We start from the raw sequence: 25,241 nt of genomic DNA on the forward strand, positions 1-25,241 counted from the left end.
CCGATACTGAAATTTCAGAGAATGGCCGCCAGGTCCAGGAAGAGCGCCGCCGACCATCCGAAGCCCGTCGTCGCGCGTTGCGACCCCTGGCCCGTGAGCGGGTTCCAGTACTCGTAGAAGCCGTACCCCACCAGTTCCAGCACCTTCTCGGTGAGCTCGGAGGCGACCTCGGGGTAACCGGAACGCCTCAGCCCGTCGATCAGCAGGTAGTTGATGTTGAGCCACACCGGCCCGCGCCACATCGCCTCGGGGTCGAACAGCGGGTCGTCGTAGGCCACCGACGGAACCGGCGCCCAGAAGCTCTTCGAGGTGAGGTCGGCCACCAGCCGGTCGGCGATCTCGCGCGGGAGCCTGCCGGTGAACAGCGGCATCAGCTCCAGCGGGGTGCGGGTCGGCACCGGGCGGGTCAGGAACCGCTCGCCGTCCCAGCGTTCGGCGATCATCAGGTCGACCAGTGCCTGCGCCTGGTCCCGCCACGAGTGCTCGATGCCGAGGGCGTCGGCGATGTCGGCCAGCCGGTCGTACTGCAGGGCGAGGTAGGAGTTGAGGTCGGGCGGCTCGGCGCGCGGTCCGTGGTCCCAGATGGGCGAGTCGTCCAGCCCCGACGAGTACGGGTGCAGGTATTCGGCCAGCCCGTCCCCGTCCGGGTCGGAGTGCTTGAACCACCACTCCTGCGAGGCGACCAGGCGGTCGTAGACCTCCTCCAGGAAGGCGAGGTCGGGCGCGGCCTCGTGCAGCTTCCACACCGCCCACGCGGTCAGCGGGGGCTTGGTGACCGGCACCACCTCGCGCGGTGCTCCACCGCCGACGTGCTGGTCCATGCGGTCGATGTCGGAGCGCGGCAGGTCGGTGGTCTCGGCGAGCACCCCGTGGTCGTGCACCACGTCGGGGATCAGCCCGTCGGGGCGCTGGTTGTCGAGCAGGATGCGGATCTGCTCGCGCGCCAGCTCGATGTCGCCGTGCCGCAGGCCGATGGCGTGGAAGTAGGAGTCCCAGTTCCACAGGCCGACGTAGCCGTACTTGGAGGGGATGACCGAGGTGCGGCCCCGGATGTCGATCTGGTTGATCCCCAGCGTCCACCAGGCCAGCTCGGCCCGCTCCCGGAGGTTGTCCGCCACCGGCGGCATGCGCTCCAGCCAGGCGTGCCAGCGCGCCTCGGCGGCGCCCGGCACCAGGGTGCCGGTGCCGGTGAGGGTGACGGGCAGGATGGCGGAGCCGCCCTCCCAGACCGCCTCGCCCTGCCCGGTGAGCACGAGCGTGTCGGCGTCGGCGAACTCCAGGGCGACGCCGTCGTCGAACTCCACCCGGTACGGCGACGCGTGCCGTACCCGGAGCTCGCGGGGGCCGGAGAAGACCCGCAGGCCGCTCATGATGGTGGTCTTGGTCAGCCGGGTCTCGTATTCTGCGCGGCCGATCCACAGTCCGCGGTCGTCGTCCTTGATGACCAGCAGCCGCGAGCCGCGCTCGGTGAAGGGTCGTTCGTCCAGGTCGAGCTCGACCATCAGCGTCCTCCCAGGCCGGACATGGCCATGCTGTTGAGAATGCGGCGCTGGCCCACCAGGAACGCGACGATCATCGGGACGATGGACAGAGCGGTGACGGCCATCGTCAGACCGTAGTTGACCGCGCCGTGGTCGCCGGCGAAGCGGGCGACCAGGAGCGGTACGGTGGCCAGCTCCTCGGAGTTGAGGAAGATCAGGGGGAAGAAGTAGCTGTTCCAGGAGCCGAGGAAGGCGATGATCGCGTAGGCCCCGAGCCCCGGCTTGATGTTGGGCAGCACGATGCGCCAGAACAGCGTCCACCGGTTGGCCCCGTCGAGCTTGGCCGCCTCCTCCAGCTCGATCGGCACCGCCCTGATGAACTGGCGCAGCAGGAACACCGCGAACGGGTTGACGATGCTCGGCACGATCAGCGACAGGTGCGAGTCGACCCAGCCCAGCTCCGACAACATCAGGTACAGCGGCACGATGGTGACCTGCGAGGGCACCATCTGGGTGGCCAGGAACAGCACGAACAGCACGCCGGAGCCGCGGAAGCGGATACGGGCGAAGGCGTAGGCGGCCATGGCCGAGGTGGCCAGGGTCAGCACCACGTTGATCACGGCGATGTAGAAGCTGTTCCAGAACGCGCGGCCGAACGGCATGGCCGACAGCGCGTCGGTGTAGTTCTCGGGGCGCCAGGGGGCGGGCAGCCAGTCGAGGGGCGAGTTGAGCATCTGCGTCTCGCCCTTGAAGGAGGTCAGCACCATCCACACGAACGGGAAGAGCATCAGCAGTCCGCCCAGGATGAGGGCGGCGTGCAGGCTGAACTGCCTAAGAGTCATAGTGCACGAACCTCTTCTGCGCGCCGAACTGCACCAGCGTGACGACCAGCGTCAGCACCAGCAGGATCAGGGCGGCGGCCGAGCTGAGCCCGAACTCGAACTTCTTGAAGCCGAGCTCGTAGACCTGGTAGACGATGGTCCTGGCGCCGTCGTTGTGCTGCGGGTCGACGAGCACGTAGATCTGGTCGAAGGCCTGCAGCGAGCTGATCAGCGAGACGATCAGGGTGAAGAAGATCGTCGGCGAGATCAGCGGCAGCGTGACGCTGCGGAAGATCCTCACCGGGCTCGCGCCGTCGATGCGTGCCGCCTCCACGAGCTGCGGCGGGATCGTCTGCAGGCCCGCCAGGAAGATCACGACGTTGAGGCCGAGCGACGACCAGATGGTCACCACGGCGATCGCCACCTGCACCCAGACGGGGTCCTCCAGCCACGCCGGAAGGGTGATCCCCCACTTCAGGAAGGTGTTGTTGAGGATGCCGTAGTCGCCGGAGGCGAGGATGACCTGCCACATCAGCGCCACGGCCACGGAGCTGGTGACCACCGGCAGGAAGTAGAGCACCCGGTAGAAGCCCTTGCCCTTGACGGTGTTGAGCGCCACCGCGATGACCAGGGCCAGGCCCAGGCCGACGGGGATCGTCATCAGGGCGAGCTTGAAGGTGTTCCAGATGGCGATGCCGAAGTCCTGGTCCGCCAGCATGGTGGTGAAGTTGTCGAACCCGACCCAGCTCTTGTCGCCGAGGCCGTCCCACTTCATGAAGGCCAGCGCGACGGCGAAGCCCAGCGGGAAGATCAGGAAGACGAAGAGCCCGGCCACCTGGGGCGCGAGGAAGAAGGCGGCCCACCAGCCGTCCCGGTGCCGGATCTTGGAGACCGGCGCCGGGGCGGCCTGGCGGGGCCTGCTCTTGGCGAGCACGGCCATGGCTAGCCCAGCTTGCTCTCGACGAGCTGCTGCAGCTCGGTCATGCCCTGCTCGAAGGCGACCTTGCCGGACCAGACCTTCATCAGGTGCTCGTTGATCGAGGCGGTCAGGCCGGGCACCGAGACCTCCTCCGCGTAGTTGGCGAAGCCGGTGTCGCGCACGTCGAGGAAGGTCTGGGCGTGGGCCGGGTAGCCGTCGAGCACGATCTGCTCGGCGCCCTTGACCGACGGCACCGCGCCGCCGCCCTTGAGCCTGACGAGCTGGCCCTCCTTGCTGACGAACTCGGTGAGGAAGGTGAAGGCCTCCTTGGGCGCCTTGCTCTCCTTGTTGATCGACAGGTAGGAGGCGGCGACCGCGCCGGACATGGGCGCGCCGGTCTCCGACGGGAAGGGCACGATGTCGTAGCTGGCCGGGTCGCCGCCCTTCTTCACGGTGTCGACGAGCCAGCGTCCGCCGGCGTAGAAGCCGACCTTGTGCTTGACGAACTGGGTACTGGCGCCGTTGCCGCTGGGCAGCACGTCGGCCGACAGGAACGTCTTGTCGGCGTAGCCCTTGGCCAGGGTCTCCAGGGCCTGGCGGGACTTGGGGTCGGTGGTGGCGACGAACCTGCCGCCGTCCCAGACCTTGCCGCCGAAGCCGTTGATGACGCTGTAGGTGGAGCCGTACCAGTTCCAGAAGATGGAGCCGGCCTTGCCCGCGCTCTTGAGCTTGGCGTTCATGTCGAGGTACTTGGCCATGGTCCACTGGCCGGCCGCGTGCAGCGTCGCGGGGTCCTCGGTGATGCCGGCGGCCTGCAGCGCCTTCTTGTCGTACCAGAGCACTTCCGGGTTGACGTCGTTGGGCATGCCGTAGATCTGGCCGTCCTTCTTGGCCCCGCCGTACACGCCCTCGAAGAAGTCCTCGGGCTTGCTCTTGGAGTCGGGACCGGCGAGCTGGTCGTTGAGCGGCTGGAGCACGCCCGCCGACACGAACTTGCCGATGTTGTCGTCGCCCACGAAGAAGACGTCGGGCGCGGTCTTGCTGGTGAGCTGGGTGAGCAGCTTGGGGTGGTAGTCCCCGTACTCCGGCACCGACTCCATCTTCAGCACGATGTTGGGGTGCTTCTTCATGAAGGCGTCGTTGAACTCCTTGTAGAAGGCGACGTCCTCGGCCGAGCCCCAGGTGGCCCAGCGGATGGTGACCTTGCCGTCGGCCTGCTTGACGCCGGAGCCGGCGTTACTGCCGCTGCACGCGGTGACCGCCAGGGCCAGCGCGGCGAGGACTGCGAGTTTCTTCATTGGGGGGCAACCTTCCTAGGCCAGTCCGCCGCCGTCGACGACGAGGGCGGATCCGGTGATGTAGCTGGCGGCGTCACTCGCCAGGAAGAGCACGGCCTGAGCGATCTCGTCAGGCGTGCCGGAGCGGCCCATCGGCCGGTCTGCGGCGTCCTTCTCGAACGCCGCCCAGTCCTCCCGCAGCTGCCGGGCTTCCTCCCGCAGCATCGGGGTGTCGGTGTCGCCGGGGTTCACGGAGTTCACCCGGATCCCGGCCTTCGCGTGGTCGATCGCCAGCGCGCGGGTCATGTTGACGACCGCCGCCTTGGAGGCGCAGTAGGAGATGGCGTTGCCGCCGCCCTTGAGCCCCCAGCCGGAGCCGGTGTTGACGATCGAGCCGCCCTCGGTCATGGCCGGGATGGCGTACTTGCACATCAGGAACACCGAGCGCACGTTGACCGCCATGACGCGGTCCCACTCCTCGACGTCCAGGTCGAGGACGGTGGTGCGCCGGATGATCCCGGCGTTGTTGAACAGCACGTGGAGCCCCCCGAAGCGCTCCACCGCCGTGTCGACGACCCGCCGGCAGTCCTCCGGGCTGGAGACGTCGGCCTGGACGGCGAGCCCGCCGATCTCCTCGGCGACCTTCGCCGCGCCCTCACCGTCGATGTCCACGACGACGACGTGGGCGCCGTCCTTGGCGAACAGGCGGGCGGTCGCCTGGCCGATGCCCGAGGCTCCGCCGGTGACGATGGCGACCTTGTTCTTCACGTGCACTCCATCCGGTAGATCACGCTCTCGCGGTATCCGGTGATCACCCGGACGTGGCCGCTGAGCCTGCTGTCTGTCTCCTCCTCGCCCGTGTCCACGAGCAGGGGCCTGCCGTTGAGTGCGGCGAGTTTCTGCTGGGTGGCCAGCACGAGGAGGTCTTTGGTACGGCCCAGCACCCGGGGGGAGATCTGCTGGTTGCCGCGGCCGAGGACGAAGCCCTGGCCGCCGATCGCCGACAGCACCACCACGGCGTCCTGGGCGAGCTCGTACAGGTCCCGTTCGGTGACGTCGGCCGCGACCAGGGAGCCGTTCTCGACCACGTCCACGCCGAGCAGGGTGGTGGCCAGGCCCAGCTGCCTGCCGACCTGCTGGGTGGTGGCTCCCGGGCCGAGGACGTAAGGGGTGCCCGGCTCCATGCGGGCGACGACCTCGCGGGCGATCGCCTCGACGGAGCCCGGCGGGGTGCTCGCCTTCCTGCCCGACAGGCGGTGCCTGGCGGCCGGGACCCTGAGCGTGCCGTACAGCCTGGGGCTCACCCTGCCCTGGCGGTACAGCTCCTCGTCGAGGTCGACCACGTCGGCCTCGGCGTACTCGTCGTGGTCCTCGGCCGCCAGGAGTCCTGCGGCGGCGGGGCTGAGGGCGAAGCAGCCGGAGTAGACCTTGACGCCCGCGGGGATGCCGAGCACCGGCGGCGCCTGGCAGCCGAGCTCTGCGAGCTCCCTGACCGCGTCGAGCACGTCGCGGGCGGTGCCGTCGCCTCCGGCGAACAGCAGGAGGCCGACGTCGCGCAGCGCGTGGACGGCGGCGCGGGTGTCCGCCGCCGTCGTGAGGGCCGCCGAGGGCGCCTCGCCCGCGAGGAGGTCCTCCCCCATCGGGCCGGGGGCCGCGACGATCTCGACGTCCGGCCGGGCCGCGCGCAGGGTCCGTACGGCCAGCGCCGCACGCTCACCCGCTCGCGGGGTGGCGCCCCTGGCCAGGGCGGCGCGCTGGACCTCGGGCCCGTCGCTGCCCTTGAGCCCCGCCGGGCCGCCGATCCCGGCGACGGGGTTGACCACCAGCCCGACCCTGGTCACGACAGGTGCTTCCGAACGTAGGCACGCCAGGTGGGGGCCCACTGCTTGGGGTCGTCGAGCGGCGTCATGTCGATCTTGTGGACCGTGGAGTTGTACGGCGCGCCCTTGACGAAGGCCGGGTCCCGGCGCGCCTCGTCGGCCACGTGGGCGAGGATCGCCGCATACTCGTCCAGGTCCTCCTTGGAGTACGACTCGGTCGGCTCCAGCGTGAAGGGCTCGGGCACGACGTACGGGTGGTGCGAGGTCCAGTAGTGCACGCCGAAGTCGGCCGCCCGCACGCCGATCTCCTCGGAGTGCACGCCGGTCTCCTCCGACAGCTCCTGCCAGGAGTAACGCACCTGCTCGACGCGGCGCTTGTCCCACGGCGCGGAGGCACCGGGGATTTGCAGGATCTTGTGCATCAGGTAGTTGTTGTTGAGCACCGCGGTCTCGGCGACGGTGCGCAGGCCCTCGGCGCCGAGCGACATGATCCACGCGTAGGCGCGCACGATGTTCGGCGTGACGCCCAGGCCGGGGCGGATCTTGCCGATCGACTTCTCCGGCGTGGTCAGGACGTATCCGGAGCCGTCGAAGTCGACGACCGGTCCCGGCAGGAACGGGATCAGCTTCTCCGACACCCCGCACGCCCCGGCGGCGGGGCCGCCGCAGGCGTGCGGCGTGGAGAAGGTCTTGTGCAGGTTGAAGTGACCCAGGTCGAACCCGGCGTCGGCGGCGCGGGTGATGCCCAGGATGCCGTTGGCGTTGGCCTGGTCGTAGCAGGCCAGGCCGCCCACCGAGTGCACCAGCTCGACGAACTCCGCGATGCGCGGGTTGAAGATGCCGGTGTCCTCCGGGTTGGTGATCATCAGCGCGGCGGTGCGCGGGCCGACGGCGGCGCGCAGCGCCTCGATGTCCGGCAGGCCCTCGGCGTCGGGCATCAGCGTGATGATCTCGTAGCCCGCCGTCTTGGCGCAGGCCGCGTTGGAGGGGTGCGAGAACATCGTGGTGATGACCTGGTCGCGGTGACCTTCGCCGTTGGCCTCGTGGTAGGCGCGGATCATCGCGATGTTGGCGTAGATCGCCGCCGAACCAGAGCCCGGCTGCAGCGAGACGCGGGCCATGCCCGAGATCTCCGCCAGCATGCGCTCCAGGGTGTGGTAGATCTCCAGCACGCCCTGGGCGCTCTCGACCGGCTGCTCGGGGTGCAGGTCGGCGATGTCGGCCATGAAGGTGTCGTTGACCTTGGGGCTGTACTTCATCGTGCAGGTGCCCTGGCCGACGTCGATGTTGAGGTCGACGCCGAGGTTCTCCTGCGACAGGCGCAGGTAGTGGCGCAGCACGTGCAGCTGGGAGAGCTCGGGCAGGGCGGGCTTGGACGCCCGCCGCACGGAGTCGGGCAGCTCGACCTTCGGCGCGCCGGGCTCGGGTACGGCGATGCCGCGACGGCCTGGCTGCGACAGCTCGAAGATGATCGGCTCGTCCCAGCGGGCCTGGTGGAATCTCCTGATGGCGGGCTTGGGCTTGACCGGCAGCTCGGCGAAGGACTCGGCGCTGTTCACAGGATCTCCTTGATGGCGGCGGCGAGCCGGTCGATGTCGGCGATGGAGTGGCGCTCGGTCACGCAGACCAGGACCGTGCGCTCGTCCAGCTGGACCCCGCCGAAGATGCCCCGCTCGCGCAGCCCGGCCAGCAGGCCCGCCGCGTCGGGCACCTCGATGGCGAACTCGCGGAAGTGGATGGCGCCCGCGTGCTTCACGATGGATCCGAGCGCGTCCATGGCGTAGCGGGTGCGGGCCAGGATCGTCTCGCCCAGCTCGCGCATGCCCTCGGGGCCCATGAGGGCCAGGTAGACGCCTGCCGTGATGCCCCACAGGGCGGCGGCGGTGCCGACCCATTCCTTGCCCTCCTCGCGGTGGGCGAAGGAGGTGCGGTCGTAGTAGACGTCGCCGAAGCCGTACTCGCCCTCGACGGCCGTGGGGGCGATGCCGAACAGGCGGGAGGGGAACTCGGCGACCAGCGGCTCGTGGTCCTGGGTGGCGATGTAGCCGGCGTGGCCTCCGCCGTACGACTGGTGCATGCCCAGGGACTGGATGTCGCCGCAGGCGATGTCGGCGCCGTAGGCGGCGGGCGGGGCCAGGACGCCCAGCGAGATCGGGTCGGTGCCGACGACGAGCAGCGCGCCGTGCGCGTGCGCCAGCTCGGCCAGCTCGCGGCCCCTGGTCTCGACGACGCCGTAGAGGTTCGGGGTCTCCAGGTAGATCGCGGCGTAGGAGTCGTCGATCTCGACGTCGCCGAACTCGCCGTTGTCCTTGACCGGAGCCAGCTCGATCTCGGTGTCGTGGCTGAGGAAGTCGCGCAGCTTGCTCAGCTTGTCGCGGTTGATCGCGCTCGTCACCAGGACCTTGCCGCGCCCGGTGTAGCGGCAGGCCATCCTGATCGCGGTGCCCGCGGCCTGGTAGCCGTCGTAGGTGGGGACGTTGACGACGTCCATCTCGAGCAGCTCGCCCATCTGGCTGACGTACTCGAACAGCGACTGGAAACGGCCGTGGTCCTCGTACGGTTCGCCCGCGTAGGCGGTGAGGAACTCGCTGCGGGTGTTGACCTCGTCGCACACGGCCGGGACGTAGTGCGGGTAGGTCCCGTGACCCAGGAAGCTCAGGGCCTCGACGTTCTTGGCGAACAGGCCGCGCATGTGGCGGACCAGGTCCTGCTCGGCCGTGAAGGGCGCGGGCAGGTCGAGGGGGCGGGCCAGGCGCAGGCCGGCGGGGATGTCGGCGTAGAACTCCTCCACGCTGTCGACGCCGATCTCGGCGAGCATCCGCGCCCTGACGCCCGGTTCGGCGTTGGGGATGTAGGGGTGTGTCACTGGTGTCCTTCGACTCTGAGCACGACGGCGCCGCGTGGGGGGAGCTCGGCGTGGCCGTGCATGGGGGTCCGGGTGAGGAGGTCGGTGCCTGCTGACGCGAGTGCCAGGCGCTGCGGAGAGGCGGTGTGGTTGAGGAGGAACAGGTAGCCGGCGCGCCTGACCGCCTCGACGCCCTCCGGCAGGTCCATCGGCTCGACGCCGGCGCGCGCGAGCAGGTCGAGCAGGAGCGGGGTGGTGTCGTCGAGGCGGCAGCCGACGTAGGTCGCCGCGCCCTTGCGGGTGACCGCGGGCCGGCCGTCGAGCTCGCCGCCCTGGTAGAGCGCCACGGGCTCGGCGTCGTGGAGCCTCAGCCACTCCGTCCACGTGCGGGCCGCGCCCAGGCCGGTCTGCTGCCGCACCCCGTCGTGCAGCGGCCAGAACTCCTCGGCGCTCACGCCCAGCAGTTCGCGCAGCGGTCCAGGAGCGCCGCCCTCGTGCACCTGGTCGGCGGGGTCGACGACGCCGCTGAAGGGGCCGACGACGACCTGGCCGGGCGCGGTGGCCAGCCATTTCGCCGTCTCCTCCGTGCACAGGTAGAGGTTGGGCGCGATCACCAGCCGGTAGCCGGTCAGGTCGCGGCCCGGGGGCACGAGGTCGACGCCGATACCGCGGGCGTGCAGCGGCGTGTACCAGTCGAGCAGGAGTTCCTTGAGCTTGAGCCGGTTCGACGGCATCGACTCCGGCGCCTCCAGGCCCCACCAGCTGTCCCAGTCGAGCACGAGGGCGACCTCGGCCTGCTCGTAGCTGCCCGCGACCTCCGCCAGCGCGGTGAGCGCCTGGCCGAGCTGGAGCGTCTCGCGCCAGGTGCGGGTGTCGGTGCCGCCGTGCGGCAGGAGCGCGGAGTGGAACTTCTCCGGCCCGTAGCGTGCCTGCCGCCACTGGAAGAACATGACGCCGTCGGAGCCGTGCGCCAGCGCCTGGAGGCTGTGCAGGAGCATCATGCCGGGCGGCTTGGGCGCGTTGACCGCGCGCCAGGAGACGGCCGAGGGAGCCGACTCCAGCAGGAGCCACGGCTGCCGCTTGAGCGAGCGCATGAGGTCGTAGCTGAGCGCGATGGCCACGTGCGAGGAGGGGTCGGCCGGGTCGGGGTAGGCGTCGTCGGTGACGAGGTCCTCGGCTGCCGACCACTTCCAGTAGTCCAGGCCGTGCAGGATGCTCATGAAGTTGGTGGTCACCGGCAGGCCGGGCGTGACCTCGCGCAGGGCGGCCTTCTCCGCCTCGAACAGCTCAAGCAGGGCGTCGCTGCAGAAGCGCCGCCAGTCGAGCAGCTGGGAGGGGTTGACCGGGCCTGGCGCGGTGCGGGGCGGCTCGACCTGGTCGAAGCCGGTGTAGTGCTGGCCCCAGCACGAGGTGCCCCAGGCGGCGTTGAGGCCGTCGATCGTGGCGTAGCGGTGCTCCAGCCAGGCGCGGAAGTGCGCGGCGGAGACGTCGCAGAAACACTCGAGGGTGTGGTCGGCGTACTCGTTGCCGATGTGCCACATCTTCAGCGCGGGATGCTCGCGGTAGCGCAGCGCGATCGTGCGCGCCAGCCGTACGGCATGCGCGCGGTAGATCGGCGAGCTGGGGCAGTACCCCTGCCGGGAGCCGAACTCCAGCCGCACCCCGTCGGCGTTGACCGGCATCATCTCCGGGTGGCGCCGCACCAGCCACGGGGGCGGGGTGGCGGTGGCGGTGGCCAGGTCGGCGTCTATGCCATGGGCGTGGAGCAGGTCCATGACGCGATCGAGCCAGCCGAAGTCGTGCACGCCCTCATCGGGCTCCAGCCGCGACCAGGAGAAGACCGCGATCGTGGCCATGTTGACCCCGGCCTCGGCCATGAGGCGCATGTCCTCGGCCCAGACCTCCTCCGGCCACTGCTCGGGGTTGTAGTCCCCGCCGAACCTGAGCACCGCACCTCCAACGCTATGACATGTAATATTTTGTATTCATAGTGCAGAATAATGAATGACGTCAACCAGTAAGGTGAGGGCATGCCGATCGAGCGACGACCGTTGCGCGAGCAGATCCGCGACGAACTGCTACGCAAGCTGGACCGGGGCGACTTCGCCGCAGGCACCGACATCAACGAGGTGGCCCTCGCCTCCGAGCTGGGCGTCAGCCGCACTCCCCTGCGCGAGGCCCTCATCACGCTGGCCGGCGAGGGCGTGCTGGAGAGCAACCAGGGCCGCGGCTTCCGCTTCGCGCCGGTCAGCCGCAAGGAGTTCCGCGAGCTGTGCGAGATCGTGGGCGCGCTGGAGTCGCTCGCCCTGCAGCTGTCCGACGCCGGCTACCTGCGCAGGCTCGGACCCAAGCTGCTACGCCTGGCCCGCGACTTCCCCGACCAGGTAGCCGAGCAGCAGGAGATCGAGCGCCACGACGACGAGTGGCACGACCTGCTGCTCAGCGGCTGCCCGAACGAGCGGCTGCTCGACCTCATCACCAGCGTCAAGGCGGGCATGCGCCGCTACGCGCACCTGCAGGCGGGCGACGACGCGCCCCTCGAACGCGAGGCCGCCGAGCACTGCCGCATCGCCGAGGCCCTGGTGGAGGGGGACCTGCCCGCGGCCACCGCGGCCCTGCGCGACAATTGGGTCAACGGGATGGAACGCATGATGTCCCGGCTCACGGAATAGTTGAAATATAAACTTGGTTGTGTCCCCCGGAAGGGAGACCACGAGATGCCCGCCGTAACCGTCGACAACGTCCTGGCCCTGCCGCGCATCCCAGAAGACCTGGGGACCGGCCGCAAGGTGCTCGCCGTCGAGACCGCTCCCAGCGGCTTCGAGGGCGAGGGATTCCCCGTGCGCAAGGCACTGGCCACCATCAAGCCGTCCTACCTCGACCCGTTCATCATGATGGACCAGATGGGAGAGGTCGACTACGCGCCGGGCGAGCCCAAGGGCACGCCCTGGCACCCGCACCGCGGCTTCGAGACCGTCACGTACATGATCGACGGAGTCTTCGAGCACTCCGACTCGCACGGAGGCGGCGGCACGATCACCAACGGCGACACCCAGTGGATGACCGCCGGCTCCGGCATCCTCCACATCGAGACGCCGCCCGAGTGGCTCGTCCAGCAGGGCGGCCTCTTCCACGGCATCCAGCTGTGGGTGAACCTGCCCGCCAAGGACAAGATGCTCGACCCGAAGTACCAGGACATCGGGCGCGACAACGTCAAGCTGCTCAGCAGCCACGACGGCGGCGCCCTGGTGCGGCTGATCGCCGGCGACGTGGCGGGCTTCAACGGGCCCGGCTCCACGTTCACGCCGATCACGCTCATCCACGCCTCGGTCTCGCCCGGCGCCGAGCTCACGATGCCGTGGCGCAAGGACTTCAACGCGCTGGCCTACGTGCTGTCGGGCAAGGGTACGGCCGGGCGCGACAAGGCCGCGCTGTCCGCGGGACAGCTGGCCGTGTTCGAGGGCTTCGGCAACCGTCCCGGGCTGGCCACCGAGGCGGAGACCATCACGGTCGGCGCGTCGGGCAAGCAGGGACTCGAGGTGATCATCCTGGGCGGGCAGCCCATCGGCGAGCCGGTGGCGCACTACGGGCCGTTCGTGATGAACACGCGGGCCGAGCTGGTGCAGGCCTTCGAGGACTACCAGTCGGGCCGCTTCGGCTCGATCCCCGCGGGCCACTGACGAACGACGCGGGCGCGGGGCGGCATCACGCCGTCCCGCGCTTTTTCATGTGCGGCATCACGCCGTCCCGCGCTTTTCATGTGCGGCATCACGCCAGCCCGCGCTTTCTCATGTCCTGCTCGAACCCGTCGAGCAGCGCCCGCAGGCCCGCCCGCATGATCTCGATCGGCGGCGTGGCCCAGGCGTCGTCGTCGAGGGTGCCCAGGATCGGGAAGCGGCCCTCGCCGATCGCCCTCATCATGTAGGGCTCCTGGGCCTTCCAGAACTCCTCGTCGGACACGCCCGTCTGGCCCGCCGACTCCTGGGCCAGGACGGCCTCGCGGGCGCACCCGTTCACGAAGTGGCCGATCGCGGTGAGAATGACGACCTTCTCGCGGTCCTTCAGCCCGAGCCCCTCGAAGGCGCCCAGGATGAGCTCGACGCCCTCCATGGCACTCGGCCCGAGCAGTGGGCGCGACTGGTTGACCTGCAGCAGCCAGGGATGTTCCGTGGCGAGCAGCCAGGTACCCTCGGCCAGGTCCTCCATCGCGGCCCGCCACTCCCCCCGCTGCCACCCGGAGAAGTTGCCCGGAGTGTTGAGCTTGTCGACCATGAGGTCGACCAGCTCGCTCTTGCCGGGCACGTAGCGGTAGAGCGACATGGTCCCCACGCCGAGCTCGTCGGCGACGGCTCGCATGGTCAGCCCGGCGAGACCGTCGCGGTCGGCGACCGCGATTCCGGCGACGATGACGTCGTCCAGCGTGAACTTGGGCCGAGGTCCCGGCTTGACCTCGTCTTCACCGGCGCGCCACAGCAGCCGAAGGATCTTCGCGGGGTCTGCCCCGCCGCCCACGTGTTCGGTCGTCACAGTTGCCCATTCTATCTGAGTACGAAGTACGCTATTATTTGGGTACAACGTACACAGATAAGGATGCCCATGGACTACTCGATCTACGCCGAAGGACTGCGCAAGCGCTACGGCGACAAGGTGGCCCTCGACGGCCTCGACCTCGCGGTGGCCCCCGGCACCGTCCTCGGGCTGCTCGGCCCCAACGGCGCCGGCAAGACCACCAGCGTGCGCATTCTGGCCACCTTGCTCCGCTTCGACTCGGGAACGGCCAGGGTGGCCGGGCTCGACGTGCGCTCCAACGCCCGCCAGGTACGGCAGCGCATCGGCCTGACCGGCCAGTCGATGGCGGTCGACGACGTGCTGACCGCCCGCGAGAACCTGGTGATGTTCGGCAAGCTCTTCCACATCGGCAAGTCCGCCGCCCGCCAGCGGGCCGACGAGTTGCTGGCGCAGTTCGGGCTGACCGACGTCGCGGGCAAGCCGCCGCAGACCTTCAGCGGCGGCATGCGACGGCGGCTCGACCTGGCGGCCAGCATGATCCTCGCGCCCCAGGTGCTCTTCCTCGACGAGCCGACCACCGGCCTGGATCCGCGCGGCCGCATGGAGGTGTGGGACGCGGTCAGGTCGCTGACCGCCCAGGGCACGACCGTCTTGCTGACCACCCACTACCTGGACGAGGCCGACCAGCTCTCCGACCGCATCGTCGTCATCGACCACGGCAGGGCCATCGCCGACGACACCCCAGCCGGGGTCAAGCGGGCCATCGGCGGCGACCGCGTCGAGGTGGTGGCGCTGCGCCCCGACGACGTCGACGCGATCGCGTCGGTGGTCGCCCGGGTCGGCGAGCCGGTGGTGGAGGAACTGCGGGTGCACGCGGCCGTCACCGACCGGGTGGGCTCCCTCACCACGGTCGCCCGCGACCTGCAGGAGAAGGGACTGGACGTGGAGGACATCGGGGTTCGGCGCCCCACGCTCGACGAGGCATTCCTCAAGCTGACGGAGAAGGTGACCGTATGAGCCAGATGCGCTGGGCGCTGAGCGACTACCAGACCATCGTGCAGCAGGAGCTGACCCATCTGGTCCGCCAGCCCTCCCTGATCGCCTGGCAGCTCGGCTCGCCGATCGTGATGGTGCTGCTGTTCGTGTTCGTCTTCGGCAGCGCGATGGACATCGGAGGAGGCGCCGACTTCACCTCCTTCGCGATGCCCGGCATGTTCGCGATGACCATGGCCTTCGGCTTCATGAACACCGCGATGTCGGTGGCGATCTACAAGGAGAAGGGTTTCATCGACCGGTTCCGCTCGATGCCGATGGCCCCGTCCGCGGTCGTCACGGGACGGGGCGTCTCCGACCTCATCCACGCGGCCCTGGACCTGGTGGTCCTGGCGCTGATCGCGCTGGCGATCGGCTGGCGGTCCGACGGCGGGCTCGCGGCGACGCTGTTCGCCTTCGGACTGCTGCTGTGGCTGCGGTTCGCGCTGATCTGGATCGGCGTCTGGATCGGGCTGAAGGTCAAGAACCAGGAGGCCGCGGGCAACCTGTTCGCCCTGGCCTTCCCGTTCGGCATGATCTCCAGCGTCTTCACCCCGCCCTCGCTCATGCCCGACTGGCTGGGGGCGATCGCGATGTGGAACCCGGTCTCGTCCACGGCCAACGCGGTCCGCGAGCTGTTCGGCAACCCGGTCCCGCTGGGCGGGTCGTGGATCGAGCAGAACGCGATGCTGATGGCCGTGACGTGGCCGGCGCTGATCACGCTGGTCTTCCTGCCGCTGGCCGTACGGAAGTACCAGTCGCTAGGCCGGTAGGGCGACCGCGGTCTGGCGCCAGATGAGGCCGTCGTTCAGCACGAAGGTGCCGAAGGTGGTGAACCTCTGGCCGTCGACCACCATGGTGGCTCGATACAGGAGGGTGTCACCCGCCTCCTGCAGGCCCCCGAGCTCTTCGAGCTTGGGGGCCTTGGCCAGGTAGGCGGCGAACAGGGCGCGGATCTCCTCCCGGCCGCGGGCGACCAGGTCCAGGCGGGTGACCACCGCGTCGGGGTGGTACTGCCGCAGCAGTCCTTCGAGGTCGCCGCTCTCGATGGCGGCGATCTGGCGGGCGAGCACGTCGTTCACAGTTTCCTCACGGTCCAGAGCAGGGCGGCGGCACCGGCCGCCGAGACACCGGTCAGCCCGGTCGCCCAGGCGCCGGGGTGCACGATGAGCTGCTCGACCCCGACGCCGAAGGCGACCAGGGCGAGCGAGAGCGGCAGGTGGGCGTAGACCCAGACCTGGCCGGCCAGGCGGGTGCGGCCGACCACCTCCTCGTTGAGGCGGCTGAAGTAGGCCCACCAGAAGGCGGCGGCCACGGCGATCCCGGCCAGGCCGATCGGGAAGTCCTCCGGCTGCTGCTTGAGTCCGAGGACGATGGCGGCGACCACCTCGCCGAGCACGATCACGACGAACAGGCCGAACCGCTCGGGCAGGTGCTCGTGCTGGGGCGGGATGGCCGCCTGGTACCTGCGGGCCAGGAACGGCGTCGCCAGGTCGATCAGTACGGCCACGGCCCACAGCGGATAGCGCACCGGCTCGGGAACCAGCGGCGAGACCAGCCACAACGCCGCCGCGACGGAGAAGCCCGCGACGTAGCGCAGGGCCAGCGGCCTGGCCTGCGGGATGTGCCTGGCCACCCGCAGGTACGCGGCGATGAGCAGGACCCGGGCGGCCACGTAGGCCAGGGCGAACAGCGTGGAGCGGCCGGCCGGATCGCTCAGACTGGCCGCCATGAGCGCGATGGCGGGGATCTGGGCCAGGCCGATCAGGCGGCTGCTGAGGTCGTCGGTGTCGAACCGGTTGGCGTAGAAGACGTAGCCGGCCCAGGCCCACCAGACGGGGACGAACAATCCGGCGAAGACGCCGACCTGGTGGTCGGCGAGGGTGCCTGCGAGCTCGGCGACCGCCACGACGAAGGCGAGGTCGTAGAAGAGCTCCAGCCAGGTGGCGCGACGCTGGCCGGATTCGAGCAGCCGCAGGCGTGGGGGGAGAAGAATGCTTGCCACGTAAGCATGTAAGCCGCCCGTTTGCGCCCTTATTCCAGGCTGAGACAGGCGACTCTCGGCCCTGCCGTGCCGTCGGCCTTGGTGGCCTGAGCATGCACCACCAGCGACTTGGGAGCGTGGCCCGGTGTCAGTGCCCAGCCGTGGCGCGCGCTGGCACTTCCGGCGCCCTCGGCATCGGTCTTCACGTCGAGCCAGACCTCGCTGTCCTTGCTGACCTGGCCGTGGTCGTGCTGGAAGTGGGGGCCTGCGTCGTCGGGCTTGGCGCCGCAGGCGTTGGTGTGCAGGTGGGCGCCGTAGATCCGGTTGGGCAGGAAGCCCTCGACGTTGAGCGAGGAGAGCGTGCCGTCCGCGGTGGAGTCGACGGTGGCGCTGGCCTGGGCTCCGGCGGGGGCGAGCGCGCGGTCGTAGACGACCAGCTCGCCGGCGCCGGAGATGCGCACCCCGCTCTGCGCCGAGGGCGAGGGGGTGCTGTGGGCTTCCTGCTGCGCGCAACCGGCGGCGAGCAGGACGAGAACCAGGGCGGGCAGGGGCTTGAATGTCACCCTGCCCACATTAGTGATTACGCCCCGTGTTTGGCGGCGATGCCGTCGATGATCTCGGCCAGCCGGTAGTCGAGATCGGTCAGCCCGCCCGCGTCGTGCGTCGTCAGGACGAGATGGAGCTTGCGCCAGCGGATGTCGATGTCGGGGTGGTGGTTGAGGCGCTCGGCCTCGACCGCGATCTCGTCCACGATCCTGATGGCGGTGAGGAAATCCGGCGCCTCGACGGTGCGCCGGATCTCGTTGTCATGCTGGGTCCACATGGACCCTATTTAACCGCTCCCGCTCCCAGACCCGACTGGATCTGGCGCTGGAAGATGATGTAGACGATCAGCACCGGCAGGATCGCCAGGTTCATCGCGGCGAACAGGGCGGGCCAGTCGGCCTCGTAGCCCGCGATCGTCGAGATGTCGGCGATGCCCTGGGTGATCACGTACTTGTCCCGGTCGGTGATCAGCGCCAGCGGCAGCAGGTACTGGTTCCACTGGCCGAGCACGTTGAAGATCGTGATGCTGACCAGGCCGGGCTTGGCCATCGGCAGCATGACCTGGAAGAACGTGCGGGTGTGCGAAGCGCCGTCGATCTTCGCGGCCTCGGCGATCGCCTCCGGCAGCGTGCGGAAGAACGCCGCCAGGAAGAAGACCGTGAACGGCATCGAGTACGCGATGTACACGACGATGAGGCCGAAGAGCGAGTCGTGCAGCCCGACCTGCTTGACCACGAAGAACAGCGGAGTGATCGCCAGGAAGACCGGGAAGGCCATGCCGGAGACGAACAGCAGGTAGATGAGCTTGCTGCCGATGAACTTGTAGCGCGCCAGCACGTAGGCGGCCATGGAGCCGAACAACATCGTGCCCAGGGTGCCGAAGAACACCACGATCACGGTGTTGACCATGTACCTGCCGACCTGGGCCTTCTCCCACGCCCGCACCCAGTTGTCCCAGCGGATCTCGCCGGGCAGCTGGAGCGCGTCACCGAAGATCTCGGTGTTGTTCTTGAAGGCCGCCAGGAACGTCCAGAGCAGCGGCAGGATGATCAGCAGCGCCCAGACGATGAGGGCGAGGTGCGACAGGGCTCCGAAAGGACTGCGATTTCTTCTCATCTCAGAGCTCGATCTTCTCTCGCCGCGTGACGCGGAGGGTCAGCACCGCGAAGGTGATCGTCAGGAAGAACAGGGCCACGCCCATCGCGGAGGCGTAACCCACCTTGCTGTAGGTGAAGGCGGTCTTGAAGATCTCCACCGGCAGCACGGTCGTGACGCCGTCAGGGCCGCCCGCGTCCAGCGTCAGCACGTTGACCAGGGCGAAGCAGTCGAAGGCCGCGATGCCCAGGTAGACCCAGCCGACCTGGAGCGTGTCGCGCAGCAGCGGCAGGGTGATGCGGAAGAACAGCGTGAACCGCCCGGCGCCGTCGAGGGCCGCGGCCTCGAAGTAGTCCTTCGGGATGGCCGACATGCCCGCCGAGAACAGCACCACGTAGAAGCCGACCGCCTGCCAGCACATGACCGCGATCAGCGACCACAGCGCCAGGTCGGGGTCGCTCATCCACCCGATCGGTTCGCCGCCCAGCTTCATGACGACGCCGTTGATCACACCGGCCTCGTCGGGCCGGTAGATCGCCTTCCACAACACACCGACGATGGCGACGGCGAGCACCTGGGGCGCGAAGAAGACGACCTTGTAGAAGGTCGAGCCGGTCACGCCCCGCATCCCCGCCCCGCGCGAGCCTCCTCCCAGGTTGAGCAGGAAGGAGAAGACCAGCGCGAGGGCGAGCACCACGAGCGGCATCACGAGCAGGACGATCCCGTGGGTCCGCAGCGCGTTCCAGAAGACCTCGTCCTTGAAGAGCCTGGTGAAGTTCTCCAGTCCGACGAAGTTCGGCACCGCCTGGTAGCCGTTCCAGCTCGTCAGCGACAGCTGGAAAGCCTGGATGTACGGGCTGATCACGAACACCACGTAGAGGGTCACCGGGACGATGAGGAACCCGATGACGAATCCGTACTTGCGTAGCCGCTCCATTGTCAGTTACGCGTCCCGGGTCTGCTTGGCGATCGAGGAGTCGGCCTTGACGTCGTCGGCCTTCTTCTGCACCTTGTCCAGGTACTCCTCGACCGTCATGCGGCCGCCCATGAGGATGTTCTGCTGCGCCCAGGCGTAGTCGAACAGCTCCTTGTACCAGCCCTCGAAGCGGGCGCTGGTGATGACGTTCGGGCCGGCGGCGTCGGTCGCCTTGGCCGCGGAGGCCAGGCCCGGAGGCAGCTCGACGCCGTCCGCGGAGCCGTTGACGATGGTGAGGCTGCCGGTCTTCTCGACGAAGCCCTTCGCGCCCTCCTTGGAGAGCATGATGCGCAGGTACTCCAGCGCGCCCTGCGGGTTCTGGCCCTTGGCGGTGGCGAAGAAGACCTCGCCGGAGCCGACCTGGATCGCGCCGTACGGCATGGCGTCGGCGGTCGTGACGCTGGGGAAGGGGGCGATGGCGTACTCGAAGGTCTCCGGCTTGTCCTTGGCCATCTCACCCTCCAGCCAGGAGCCGGTCGGGTAGAACAGGAACTTGTTCTGCAGGTGCTTGACCTGGGTCTGGGTGTGGTCGAGGCCCAGGTAGGACTTGTCGCTGTACTTGGTGAAGATCTCGTGCCACGCGGTGACGGAGGCCTTCATCGCGTCGGACTTCCAGGCGTTGTCGACCAGGTTGTCGATGTCGATGATCGCCTTGTTGCCGCCGATCTTCGCGGCGGTGTACAGCATGTTCCACAGCATGTAGTACGGGCCCTTCTGGCCCGGGTAGGCGAACAGGTGGATGCCCTCGGCCTTGGCCTTGTCGCCCAGCGCCTTGAACTCCTCCATGGTCGTCGGGAGGGTCCAGCCCTTCTCCTGGAAGAGCTTGGCGTTGTACCAGAGCGCGCGCTGCGACACGACGTAGTTGAGCGTCATGTCCTTGCCGTTGAGCTTGCCCTCTTCGAGCGCGGCCGGGGTGACGGTGTCGCGGACCTTCTTGCTGGGGTCGTCGAAGGAGGGAGCGTCCCACAGGGCGGTGAGCTCGGCGACGTGACCCTCGGCGGCCAGAGCGGCCACGTCCATGGCCTCGGGGCCGGAGTTGTTGACGACGTCGGGAACCTCGCCGGAGAGGAAGCGCGGGCGCAGCATGGTGCCGACGTTCTGGGTGCCGGTGTGCTTGATCGTCGCACCCGCGTGCGCCTTGGTGTACATGGGCTGGTGCAGGCCCGTGGCGTAGTCGTCCTTGAAGCCGCCGGTGAAGATGACGACCTCGAGGCCCTTCTTCGCGTCGACGGCGAAGGGGTTCTTGGGGTCGAACGCGGCGCTGGTGGCGGGCGCGGGGGCGGAGGCGGAGGGCGATGCGGCGGTGCCGCCGCCGGTGGCGCAGGCGGACAGCAGGCCCGCGCCGGGGCCGACGACGACAGCGGTCAGGCCGATCCGGCGCAGCAGATCGCGCCGAGTGATCTCTCCCGGGTGGGACATGCGGGCTCCCGTAGATCTGGATCAAATAGGAAAGTTTCCTAATCGTTTGCCCGCAAGGTACGGACGGACCCCGAGCAGCGTCAAGAGGCCGCAACACAGACGTGACCTACCGGTGCCCTCTTGTGATCCGCACAGCAAGGAGCCCGCCCGTTCCTGACAGAACCGGCGGGCTCACGTGAGCACCGATGTCAGCCGAAATGGGCGCGCGTCTCGGCGAAGGCGCGGTCGGTGCCCTCCAGCGCCTCGTCCACGTCAGCCTCGGTATGGGCGGCCGACAGGAACCAGTTGTGCCACGGGTGGATGTAGACGCCGTTGCGCAGGCAGGCGTCGCTCCAGTACAGCGCTCTCGACAGGTCGGCGTCGCCCTCGAAGCTCAGCCACGGGATGGCCACCGGGCCCGTCTGGTTCACGCCGAAGCCGTGCGCGAGCGCCTGGCGGGCCAGGCCGTCCCTGAGGCGGGAGCCGGCGAGCTCCATCTGCTTGATGCCGTTCTCGTCGCGCAGGGTCTCGATGGTGGCCTTGGCCGCGGCCATCGCCACGGCCGAGAACCAGAAGGAGCCGGTCGAGTAGAGGGTCTGGGCCGCGCTCCTGAGCGCGTCCGTGCCGGTGACCGCGGCGATCGGGTAGCCGTTCGCCATCGCCTTGGACCAGGCCGTCAGATCCGGGCGCACGCCGTACGGCTCCCACGAGCCGCGCAGGTCGATGCGGAAGCCCGCGCGCACGTCGTCGATGACCAGCGCCGCCCCGATCCGGTCGGCCAGGGCGCGGGCGCCGCGGGCGAACTCCGGCTCAACGAGCTCCTGGTCCTCGAAGGAGTCGTGCTTGAAGGGGGTGACGATGATCGCGGCGACCTCGCCGTCGTGCTCGGCGGCGACGGCCTCCAGCGACTCCAGCGAGTTGTAGGCGAACTCGATCATGTCGGCCCGCTGGTTCGGGGTGACGCCCATCATCGAGGGCGTGCACCAGGGGTCGGCCCCGTGGTAGGCGCCGTGCGCCATCAGCACCTTGTGGCGCCCGGTGGCCGCGCGGGCCACCATGAGCGCCTGGGTGGTGGCGTCGGTGCCGTTCTTGGAGAACATCGCCCAGTCGGCGCTCGGCACCGTGTCGACCAGCAGCTCGGCCAGCTCCACCATGATCGGCCCCGGGCCGTTGAGCGTGTCACCCTTGGCGAGCTGCCGCTGGGCGGCCTCCTCGACCTTGGGATGGCGGTGGCCCAGCACGATCGGGCCCCAGGAGCACATGAAGTCGATGTACTCCCTGCCGTTGGCGTCGGTCTGCCTGCACCCGCTGCCGCTCTCGAAGAACTGCGGATAGCCGGGGGCGAAGATGGCCGCGTTCAGGTGCCCGTACATGCCGCCGGGGACGACCTTGGCCGCGCGCTCGCGGAGTTCGTTGTCTTTCACTTCAGTCCTTCCAGATCTCCGGCGTCCGAGCCGAGCCCCGTCGCCACCTGCGCGGCCGCGGCGGTGCCCAGGCGGGCCGCCTCAAGAACGTCGTCGCCGCGCAGCAGGCCGGTGATGAACCCGGCGCAGTAGGCGTCGCCGCAGCCGGTCGTGTCGCTCACCTCGACCGGCAGGGCCGGGACGATCTCGCCGTTCACCAGGCTGCCCCGGCCGCCGAGAGTGACGATCACATTTGGTCCCAGCAGGGCGGCCGCCCGCGCCGCGTCGTCGGCGCCGGCCATGATCTTGGCCTGCTCCTCGTTGGGCAGGACGTAGTCGACGTGCGGCAGGAAGGCCTTGGCCATCTGCAGCAGGTCGGGCATCTCCGACAGCAGGTCCATGGTCACGATCGTGCCGCCGGCCCTGACCTCGTCGAGCAGGGCGAAGAAGGCGGGGTCGCCCAGGCCGAAGGTGACGTCCATGCCGCCCAGGTGGATGGCCTTCGCCGAGCGGATCACCTCGGGGTCCAGGTCGGCGAGGGTGACGCTCAGGTTGGCGCCGGGCACGTGGAAGCTGGGCCGGCCGCCGTCGGGCCTGATCGGCAGGATCGAGGCGGAGGTCTGCTCCCCTGTACGGCGGCGCAGGCCGGAGACGTCGACGCCGTGCCTGGACATGACCATGATGAGGAAGTCGCCGAGCTCGTCGTCGCCGATCGCGCCCAGCGAGACGACCTCGTGGCCCAGCCGTACCAGATCGACCGCGGTGCCCGCCGCGGAGCCCGCGGCGGTCAGGCGGATCTGGTCGACCAGGACCGTGTCCTGACCTTCGGGAATGTGCGACACCGGCCTGGTCAGGATGTCCACGATGTGCACGCCAACTGTGACGACGGTCATAACCGGAATATAGTCGCTCGTCCGACTAAAAAGTCAATACACTGGTCGCATGCCAAAGATCGTGGACCACGACGAACGACGACGTGACGTCGTCACCGCCGCCACCCGCGTGATCGTCCGCGACGGCATCGACGCCGCGACCTCCCGCGCCATCGCCCGGGAGGCGGGCCTGTCGAACGGCGTCCTGTCGCACTACTTCTCCGACAAGGACACCATCCTGCTCTCGGCCCTGCGCCAGTCGCACGCCCGCATCCGCGATCGCATCCTGTCGAAGGTCTCGGGCCTGGAAGGCCTGGCCGCGCTCCGCGAGGTCCTGCTCGACAACCTGCCCCTCGACGACGAGCGCGACGGCGAGACCCGGCTGGAGGTGAGCTTCTGGAGCCGCAGCCTGGCCTCCCCCGACCTGGCCGCCGTCCAGCGGGCCGAGGCCGACGACCTGCGCTCCGCCGTACGAGCCCTGCTGGCACGCGCGGCCGACGCCGGAGAGATCCGCGCGGACACCGACCTCGACGACACCACCGAGCACCTGCTCGCCCTGGTCGACGGGCTCAGCCTGCACCTGCTGCTCTACCCGTCGCGACTGGCGGCCGACGACGCCCGTCGCCTGATGCTCACCGCGCTTGAGAGGCTTGCCCCATGATGCGTGACACTCTGGTGGAGTACGGCAGGCGGGCGGTCGAGCTCGGCCTGGTGCTCGGCACTTCGGGAAACCTCAGCGTTCGATCCGGCGATCTGGTTGCGGTCACCCCGGCAGGGGTCGCGCTCGACCGGCTGGAGCCGGAGATGTGCCCCATCGTCGACATCGACGGACATCTGGTGGAAGGCGAGCTGCAGCCGTCGTCGGAGACGCCGATGCACCTGGCGATCTACCGCACCACCTTCGCGCAGGCCGTCTGCCACACCCACTCGACCTTCGCCACCGTGGTCGCCACCACCCAGAGCTCGCTGCCGCCGGTGCACTACAACGCGCTGCAGCTGGGCGGCGAGGTGCTGGTCGCCGACTACGCCTGCTACGGCACCGACGAGCTGGCCGCCAACGTGAAGGCGGCGATGGAGGGCAAGAGCGCGGCGCTGATGGCCAACCACGGCGGCGTCACCGTCGGCGCCACGATGGAGCAGGCCTTCGAGGCCAACCGGCTGCTGGAGTGGCTCTGCGAGGTCTACGTGCGCGGGCTGTCGATCGGCAAGCCGACGGTGCTGACGCAGGACCAGCTGGCCGCCGTCGTCGAGCGGTCGCTCAACCCTCCGCACTTCCCGCGCCGCTGACCGCGGGGATCGTGAGAGACTCCCGCGTGGATCTTTTCACCCCCTTCGTCCCCGGCATCGTCGCGACCACCCGCCTGCGCGGCGGCAGCAAGAAGGGCGTCTACCGGCTCACGCTCGACTCGGGCGCGACGCTGATCGCCTACCGCTGGGACCCCGAGGAGGACTACTGGCCGACCGCCGACGCTCCCGGCGACGGCCCCTTCGCCCACGCGTCCGCCCTGGACCTCTTCCTCGCCGCCCACGACCGCCTCACCGCGCTCGGCGTCAGGTGCCCGCGCCTGCTCGACGTCTTCCCCGACGCGGGCCTGGCCCTCGTGGAGGACCTCCAGGGCGGCACCCTGGAAGCCCTGATGGAAGCCGACCCCGCCGGGGCCGAGCCGGTCCTCGCGCGGCTGCGCGAGTCCCTCGTCAAGCTGCACGCCGACCGCCGACCGGAACCCGGCAAGCTCACCCAGCCCACCGCCCTGTCGTGCCCCGAGATCGTCCTCGGCCGCGCGCTGGGCGACCTGTCAGAAGCCGCCTCCCGCGACCCCCGGATGCGCGCCGCCCACGACTCGCTGCGGGCGCGCCTCCACACCCTCACCGCCGCCGTCGCGCCTCGTGCCGGCCACCGGCTCATCCACGGGGAACTGGGCCCCGACCACGTGCTGCTGGATTCGGAGGGGGAGCCGGCACTGATCGACATCGAGGGGCTCATGTACTTCGACGTCGAGTGGGAGCACGTGTTCCTGCGGCTGCGCTTCGGCGACCGGTACGGGGCGCTGGAGGTGGAAGGGCTGGACGTTGAGCGGATGGAGCTGTACACGCTGGCGATGCGGCTGTCGCTGGTGGCAGGGCCGCTGCGGCTGCTGGACGGGGACTTCCCGGACCGGGAGGTGATGAAGGGGATCGCCGAACACAACCTGCGCGAGGCACTGCGGTGGGCTTGAGATGGTTCGGCAGATCGCAGGTGGGTCTTTCGGCAGATCGCAGGTGT

Annotated in this window: 26 protein-coding genes; 7 read left to right on the forward strand and 19 right to left on the reverse strand. The window is 69.3% G+C overall.

What is annotated here, in order from left to right; genetic code table 11:
• Positions 1-14: 14 nt before the first annotated feature.
• From HNR30_RS24875 to HNR30_RS24915, 9 genes are read right to left on the reverse strand one after another with little or no spacing between them, the layout of a single operon-like run.
• A complete protein-coding gene (locus HNR30_RS24875) occupies positions 15-1,502 on the reverse strand; it encodes an amylo-alpha-1,6-glucosidase (RefSeq protein ID WP_181612443.1) in 1,488 nt (495 codons plus the stop codon).
• A complete protein-coding gene (locus tag HNR30_RS24880; RefSeq protein ID WP_181612444.1) occupies positions 1,502-2,323 on the reverse strand; it encodes a carbohydrate ABC transporter permease in 822 nt (273 codons plus the stop codon). The genes HNR30_RS24875 and HNR30_RS24880 overlap by 1 nt, the downstream gene beginning before the upstream one ends.
• Positions 2,313-3,242, reverse strand: a complete 930-nt coding sequence (locus tag HNR30_RS24885) for a carbohydrate ABC transporter permease (protein ID WP_181612445.1) — start codon at positions 3,240-3,242, stop codon at positions 2,313-2,315. The genes HNR30_RS24880 and HNR30_RS24885 overlap by 11 nt, the downstream gene beginning before the upstream one ends.
• Before the next feature lie 2 nt (positions 3,243-3,244).
• On the reverse strand, positions 3,245-4,519 hold the full coding sequence (locus HNR30_RS24890) for an ABC transporter substrate-binding protein (protein WP_181612446.1): 1,275 nt from the start codon (positions 4,517-4,519) through the stop codon (positions 3,245-3,247).
• A gap of 15 nt (positions 4,520-4,534) precedes the next feature.
• Positions 4,535-5,266, reverse strand: coding sequence for an SDR family NAD(P)-dependent oxidoreductase (locus HNR30_RS24895; RefSeq protein WP_312894618.1), 732 nt, complete (start codon positions 5,264-5,266; stop codon positions 4,535-4,537).
• Positions 5,263-6,339 (reverse strand): ATP-NAD kinase family protein, encoded by a 1,077-nt coding sequence (locus HNR30_RS24900; protein ID WP_181612448.1) that lies wholly within the window; start codon positions 6,337-6,339, stop codon positions 5,263-5,265. Before HNR30_RS24900 ends, HNR30_RS24895 begins: the two co-directional genes overlap by 4 nt.
• The gene (gene gcvPB, locus HNR30_RS24905; RefSeq protein WP_181612449.1) at positions 6,336-7,877 is read right to left on the reverse strand and encodes an aminomethyl-transferring glycine dehydrogenase subunit GcvPB; all 1,542 of its coding nucleotides are present in this window, start codon (positions 7,875-7,877) and stop codon (positions 6,336-6,338) included. Before gcvPB ends, HNR30_RS24900 begins: the two co-directional genes overlap by 4 nt.
• The gene (gene gcvPA / locus HNR30_RS24910; RefSeq protein ID WP_181612450.1) at positions 7,874-9,184 is read right to left on the reverse strand and encodes an aminomethyl-transferring glycine dehydrogenase subunit GcvPA; all 1,311 of its coding nucleotides are present in this window, start codon (positions 9,182-9,184) and stop codon (positions 7,874-7,876) included. Before gcvPA ends, gcvPB begins: the two co-directional genes overlap by 4 nt.
• A complete protein-coding gene (locus tag HNR30_RS24915; protein ID WP_312894619.1) occupies positions 9,181-11,112 on the reverse strand; it encodes a beta-galactosidase in 1,932 nt (643 codons plus the stop codon). The genes gcvPA and HNR30_RS24915 overlap by 4 nt, the downstream gene beginning before the upstream one ends.
• An 81-nt stretch (positions 11,113-11,193) precedes the next feature.
• Here HNR30_RS24915 and HNR30_RS24920 point away from each other — a divergent pair, with 81 nt between their 5' ends.
• Positions 11,194-11,835 carry a GntR family transcriptional regulator gene (locus HNR30_RS24920; RefSeq protein WP_181612451.1) on the forward strand — a complete coding sequence of 214 codons (642 nt, stop codon included), beginning with the start codon at positions 11,194-11,196 and terminating at the stop codon, positions 11,833-11,835.
• Positions 11,836-11,880: 45 nt separating this feature from the next.
• Positions 11,881-12,843 (forward strand): pirin family protein, encoded by a 963-nt coding sequence (locus HNR30_RS24925; protein WP_181612452.1) that lies wholly within the window; start codon positions 11,881-11,883, stop codon positions 12,841-12,843.
• An 88-nt stretch (positions 12,844-12,931) separates the two neighbouring features.
• On the opposite strand, the gene HNR30_RS24930 is transcribed toward HNR30_RS24925, so the two are convergent.
• Positions 12,932-13,690, reverse strand: a complete 759-nt coding sequence (locus HNR30_RS24930; protein ID WP_181612453.1) for a TetR/AcrR family transcriptional regulator — start codon at positions 13,688-13,690, stop codon at positions 12,932-12,934.
• A gap of 69 nt (positions 13,691-13,759) precedes the next feature.
• On the opposite strand from HNR30_RS24930, the gene HNR30_RS24935 reads away from it, so the two are divergent.
• Both HNR30_RS24935 and HNR30_RS24940 read left to right on the forward strand, forming a co-directional pair.
• A complete protein-coding gene (locus HNR30_RS24935; RefSeq protein WP_220133974.1) occupies positions 13,760-14,689 on the forward strand; it encodes an ATP-binding cassette domain-containing protein in 930 nt (309 codons plus the stop codon).
• Positions 14,686-15,477 carry an ABC transporter permease gene (locus tag HNR30_RS24940; protein WP_181612455.1) on the forward strand — a complete coding sequence of 264 codons (792 nt, stop codon included), beginning with the start codon at positions 14,686-14,688 and terminating at the stop codon, positions 15,475-15,477. Before HNR30_RS24935 ends, HNR30_RS24940 begins: the two co-directional genes overlap by 4 nt.
• On the opposite strand, the gene HNR30_RS24945 is transcribed toward HNR30_RS24940, so the two are convergent.
• The 9 genes from HNR30_RS24945 to HNR30_RS24985 form a co-directional block, all read right to left on the reverse strand.
• The gene (locus HNR30_RS24945) at positions 15,466-15,786 is read right to left on the reverse strand and encodes a nuclear transport factor 2 family protein (RefSeq protein WP_181612456.1); all 321 of its coding nucleotides are present in this window, start codon (positions 15,784-15,786) and stop codon (positions 15,466-15,468) included. The two genes, HNR30_RS24940 and HNR30_RS24945, sit on opposite strands and share 12 nt — an antisense overlap.
• Positions 15,783-16,709, reverse strand: coding sequence for a low temperature requirement protein A (locus HNR30_RS24950; protein ID WP_181612457.1), 927 nt, complete (start codon positions 16,707-16,709; stop codon positions 15,783-15,785). Before HNR30_RS24950 ends, HNR30_RS24945 begins: the two co-directional genes overlap by 4 nt.
• Positions 16,710-16,738: 29 nt before the next feature.
• Positions 16,739-17,251 carry a superoxide dismutase family protein gene (locus HNR30_RS50275; RefSeq protein WP_220133975.1) on the reverse strand — a complete coding sequence of 171 codons (513 nt, stop codon included), beginning with the start codon at positions 17,249-17,251 and terminating at the stop codon, positions 16,739-16,741.
• A 17-nt stretch (positions 17,252-17,268) separates the two neighbouring features.
• A complete protein-coding gene (locus HNR30_RS24960; RefSeq protein ID WP_181612458.1) occupies positions 17,269-17,511 on the reverse strand; it encodes a 4a-hydroxytetrahydrobiopterin dehydratase in 243 nt (80 codons plus the stop codon).
• Between the two features lie 5 nt (positions 17,512-17,516).
• Positions 17,517-18,350 (reverse strand): carbohydrate ABC transporter permease, encoded by an 834-nt coding sequence (locus tag HNR30_RS24965; RefSeq protein WP_181612459.1) that lies wholly within the window; start codon positions 18,348-18,350, stop codon positions 17,517-17,519.
• 1 nt (position 18,351) lies between these two features.
• Positions 18,352-19,266: a carbohydrate ABC transporter permease gene (locus HNR30_RS24970; RefSeq protein WP_181612460.1), complete on the reverse strand. Its 915-nt coding sequence runs from the start codon at positions 19,264-19,266 to the stop codon at positions 18,352-18,354.
• A 6-nt stretch (positions 19,267-19,272) separates the two neighbouring features.
• A complete protein-coding gene (gene ngcE, locus HNR30_RS24975) occupies positions 19,273-20,724 on the reverse strand; it encodes an N-acetylglucosamine/diacetylchitobiose ABC transporter substrate-binding protein (RefSeq protein WP_181612461.1) in 1,452 nt (483 codons plus the stop codon).
• A gap of 188 nt (positions 20,725-20,912) precedes the next feature.
• Positions 20,913-22,127, reverse strand: a complete 1,215-nt coding sequence (locus HNR30_RS24980) for an aminotransferase class III-fold pyridoxal phosphate-dependent enzyme (protein ID WP_312894620.1) — start codon at positions 22,125-22,127, stop codon at positions 20,913-20,915.
• A complete protein-coding gene (locus HNR30_RS24985; protein ID WP_181612462.1) occupies positions 22,124-22,999 on the reverse strand; it encodes a carbohydrate kinase family protein in 876 nt (291 codons plus the stop codon). The genes HNR30_RS24980 and HNR30_RS24985 overlap by 4 nt, the downstream gene beginning before the upstream one ends.
• 49 nt (positions 23,000-23,048) lie before the next feature.
• Here HNR30_RS24985 and HNR30_RS24990 point away from each other — a divergent pair, with 49 nt between their 5' ends.
• Genes HNR30_RS24990 through HNR30_RS25000 form a run of 3 tightly spaced genes read left to right on the forward strand, consistent with a single transcriptional unit; the run spans position 23,049 to position 25,194 of the window.
• Positions 23,049-23,639, forward strand: a complete 591-nt coding sequence (locus HNR30_RS24990) for a TetR/AcrR family transcriptional regulator (RefSeq protein ID WP_181612463.1) — start codon at positions 23,049-23,051, stop codon at positions 23,637-23,639.
• Positions 23,636-24,265 (forward strand): class II aldolase/adducin family protein, encoded by a 630-nt coding sequence (locus HNR30_RS24995; RefSeq protein WP_181612464.1) that lies wholly within the window; start codon positions 23,636-23,638, stop codon positions 24,263-24,265. Before HNR30_RS24990 ends, HNR30_RS24995 begins: the two co-directional genes overlap by 4 nt.
• 26 nt (positions 24,266-24,291) lie before the next feature.
• On the forward strand, positions 24,292-25,194 hold the full coding sequence (locus HNR30_RS25000) for a phosphotransferase (RefSeq protein WP_181612465.1): 903 nt from the start codon (positions 24,292-24,294) through the stop codon (positions 25,192-25,194).
• Positions 25,195-25,241: the final 47 nt, after the last annotated feature.

The organism is Nonomuraea soli, from assembly GCF_013761175.1.
Lineage (GTDB): Bacteria > Actinomycetota > Actinomycetes > Streptosporangiales > Streptosporangiaceae > Nonomuraea > Nonomuraea soli.

Coding starts and splice junctions, on each gene's coding strand:
- HNR30_RS24875 (WP_181612443.1), bottom strand. CDS start 1,502: ATGGTCGAGCTCGACCTGGACGAACGACCCTTCACCGAGCGCGGCTCG.
- HNR30_RS24880 (WP_181612444.1), bottom strand. CDS start 2,323: ATGACTCTTAGGCAGTTCAGCCTGCACGCCGCCCTCATCCTGGGCGGA.
- HNR30_RS24885 (WP_181612445.1), bottom strand. CDS start 3,242: ATGGCCGTGCTCGCCAAGAGCAGGCCCCGCCAGGCCGCCCCGGCGCCG.
- HNR30_RS24890 (WP_181612446.1), bottom strand. CDS start 4,519: ATGAAGAAACTCGCAGTCCTCGCCGCGCTGGCCCTGGCGGTCACCGCG.
- HNR30_RS24920 (WP_181612451.1), top strand. CDS start 11,194: ATGCCGATCGAGCGACGACCGTTGCGCGAGCAGATCCGCGACGAACTG.
- HNR30_RS24925 (WP_181612452.1), top strand. CDS start 11,881: ATGCCCGCCGTAACCGTCGACAACGTCCTGGCCCTGCCGCGCATCCCA.
- HNR30_RS24935 (WP_220133974.1), top strand. CDS start 13,760: ATGGACTACTCGATCTACGCCGAAGGACTGCGCAAGCGCTACGGCGAC.
- HNR30_RS24940 (WP_181612455.1), top strand. CDS start 14,686: ATGAGCCAGATGCGCTGGGCGCTGAGCGACTACCAGACCATCGTGCAG.
- HNR30_RS24960 (WP_181612458.1), bottom strand. CDS start 17,511: ATGTGGACCCAGCATGACAACGAGATCCGGCGCACCGTCGAGGCGCCG.
- HNR30_RS24965 (WP_181612459.1), bottom strand. CDS start 18,350: ATGAGAAGAAATCGCAGTCCTTTCGGAGCCCTGTCGCACCTCGCCCTC.
- HNR30_RS24970 (WP_181612460.1), bottom strand. CDS start 19,266: ATGGAGCGGCTACGCAAGTACGGATTCGTCATCGGGTTCCTCATCGTC.
- ngcE (WP_181612461.1), bottom strand. CDS start 20,724: ATGTCCCACCCGGGAGAGATCACTCGGCGCGATCTGCTGCGCCGGATC.
- HNR30_RS24985 (WP_181612462.1), bottom strand. CDS start 22,999: ATGACCGTCGTCACAGTTGGCGTGCACATCGTGGACATCCTGACCAGG.
- HNR30_RS24990 (WP_181612463.1), top strand. CDS start 23,049: ATGCCAAAGATCGTGGACCACGACGAACGACGACGTGACGTCGTCACC.
- HNR30_RS24995 (WP_181612464.1), top strand. CDS start 23,636: ATGATGCGTGACACTCTGGTGGAGTACGGCAGGCGGGCGGTCGAGCTC.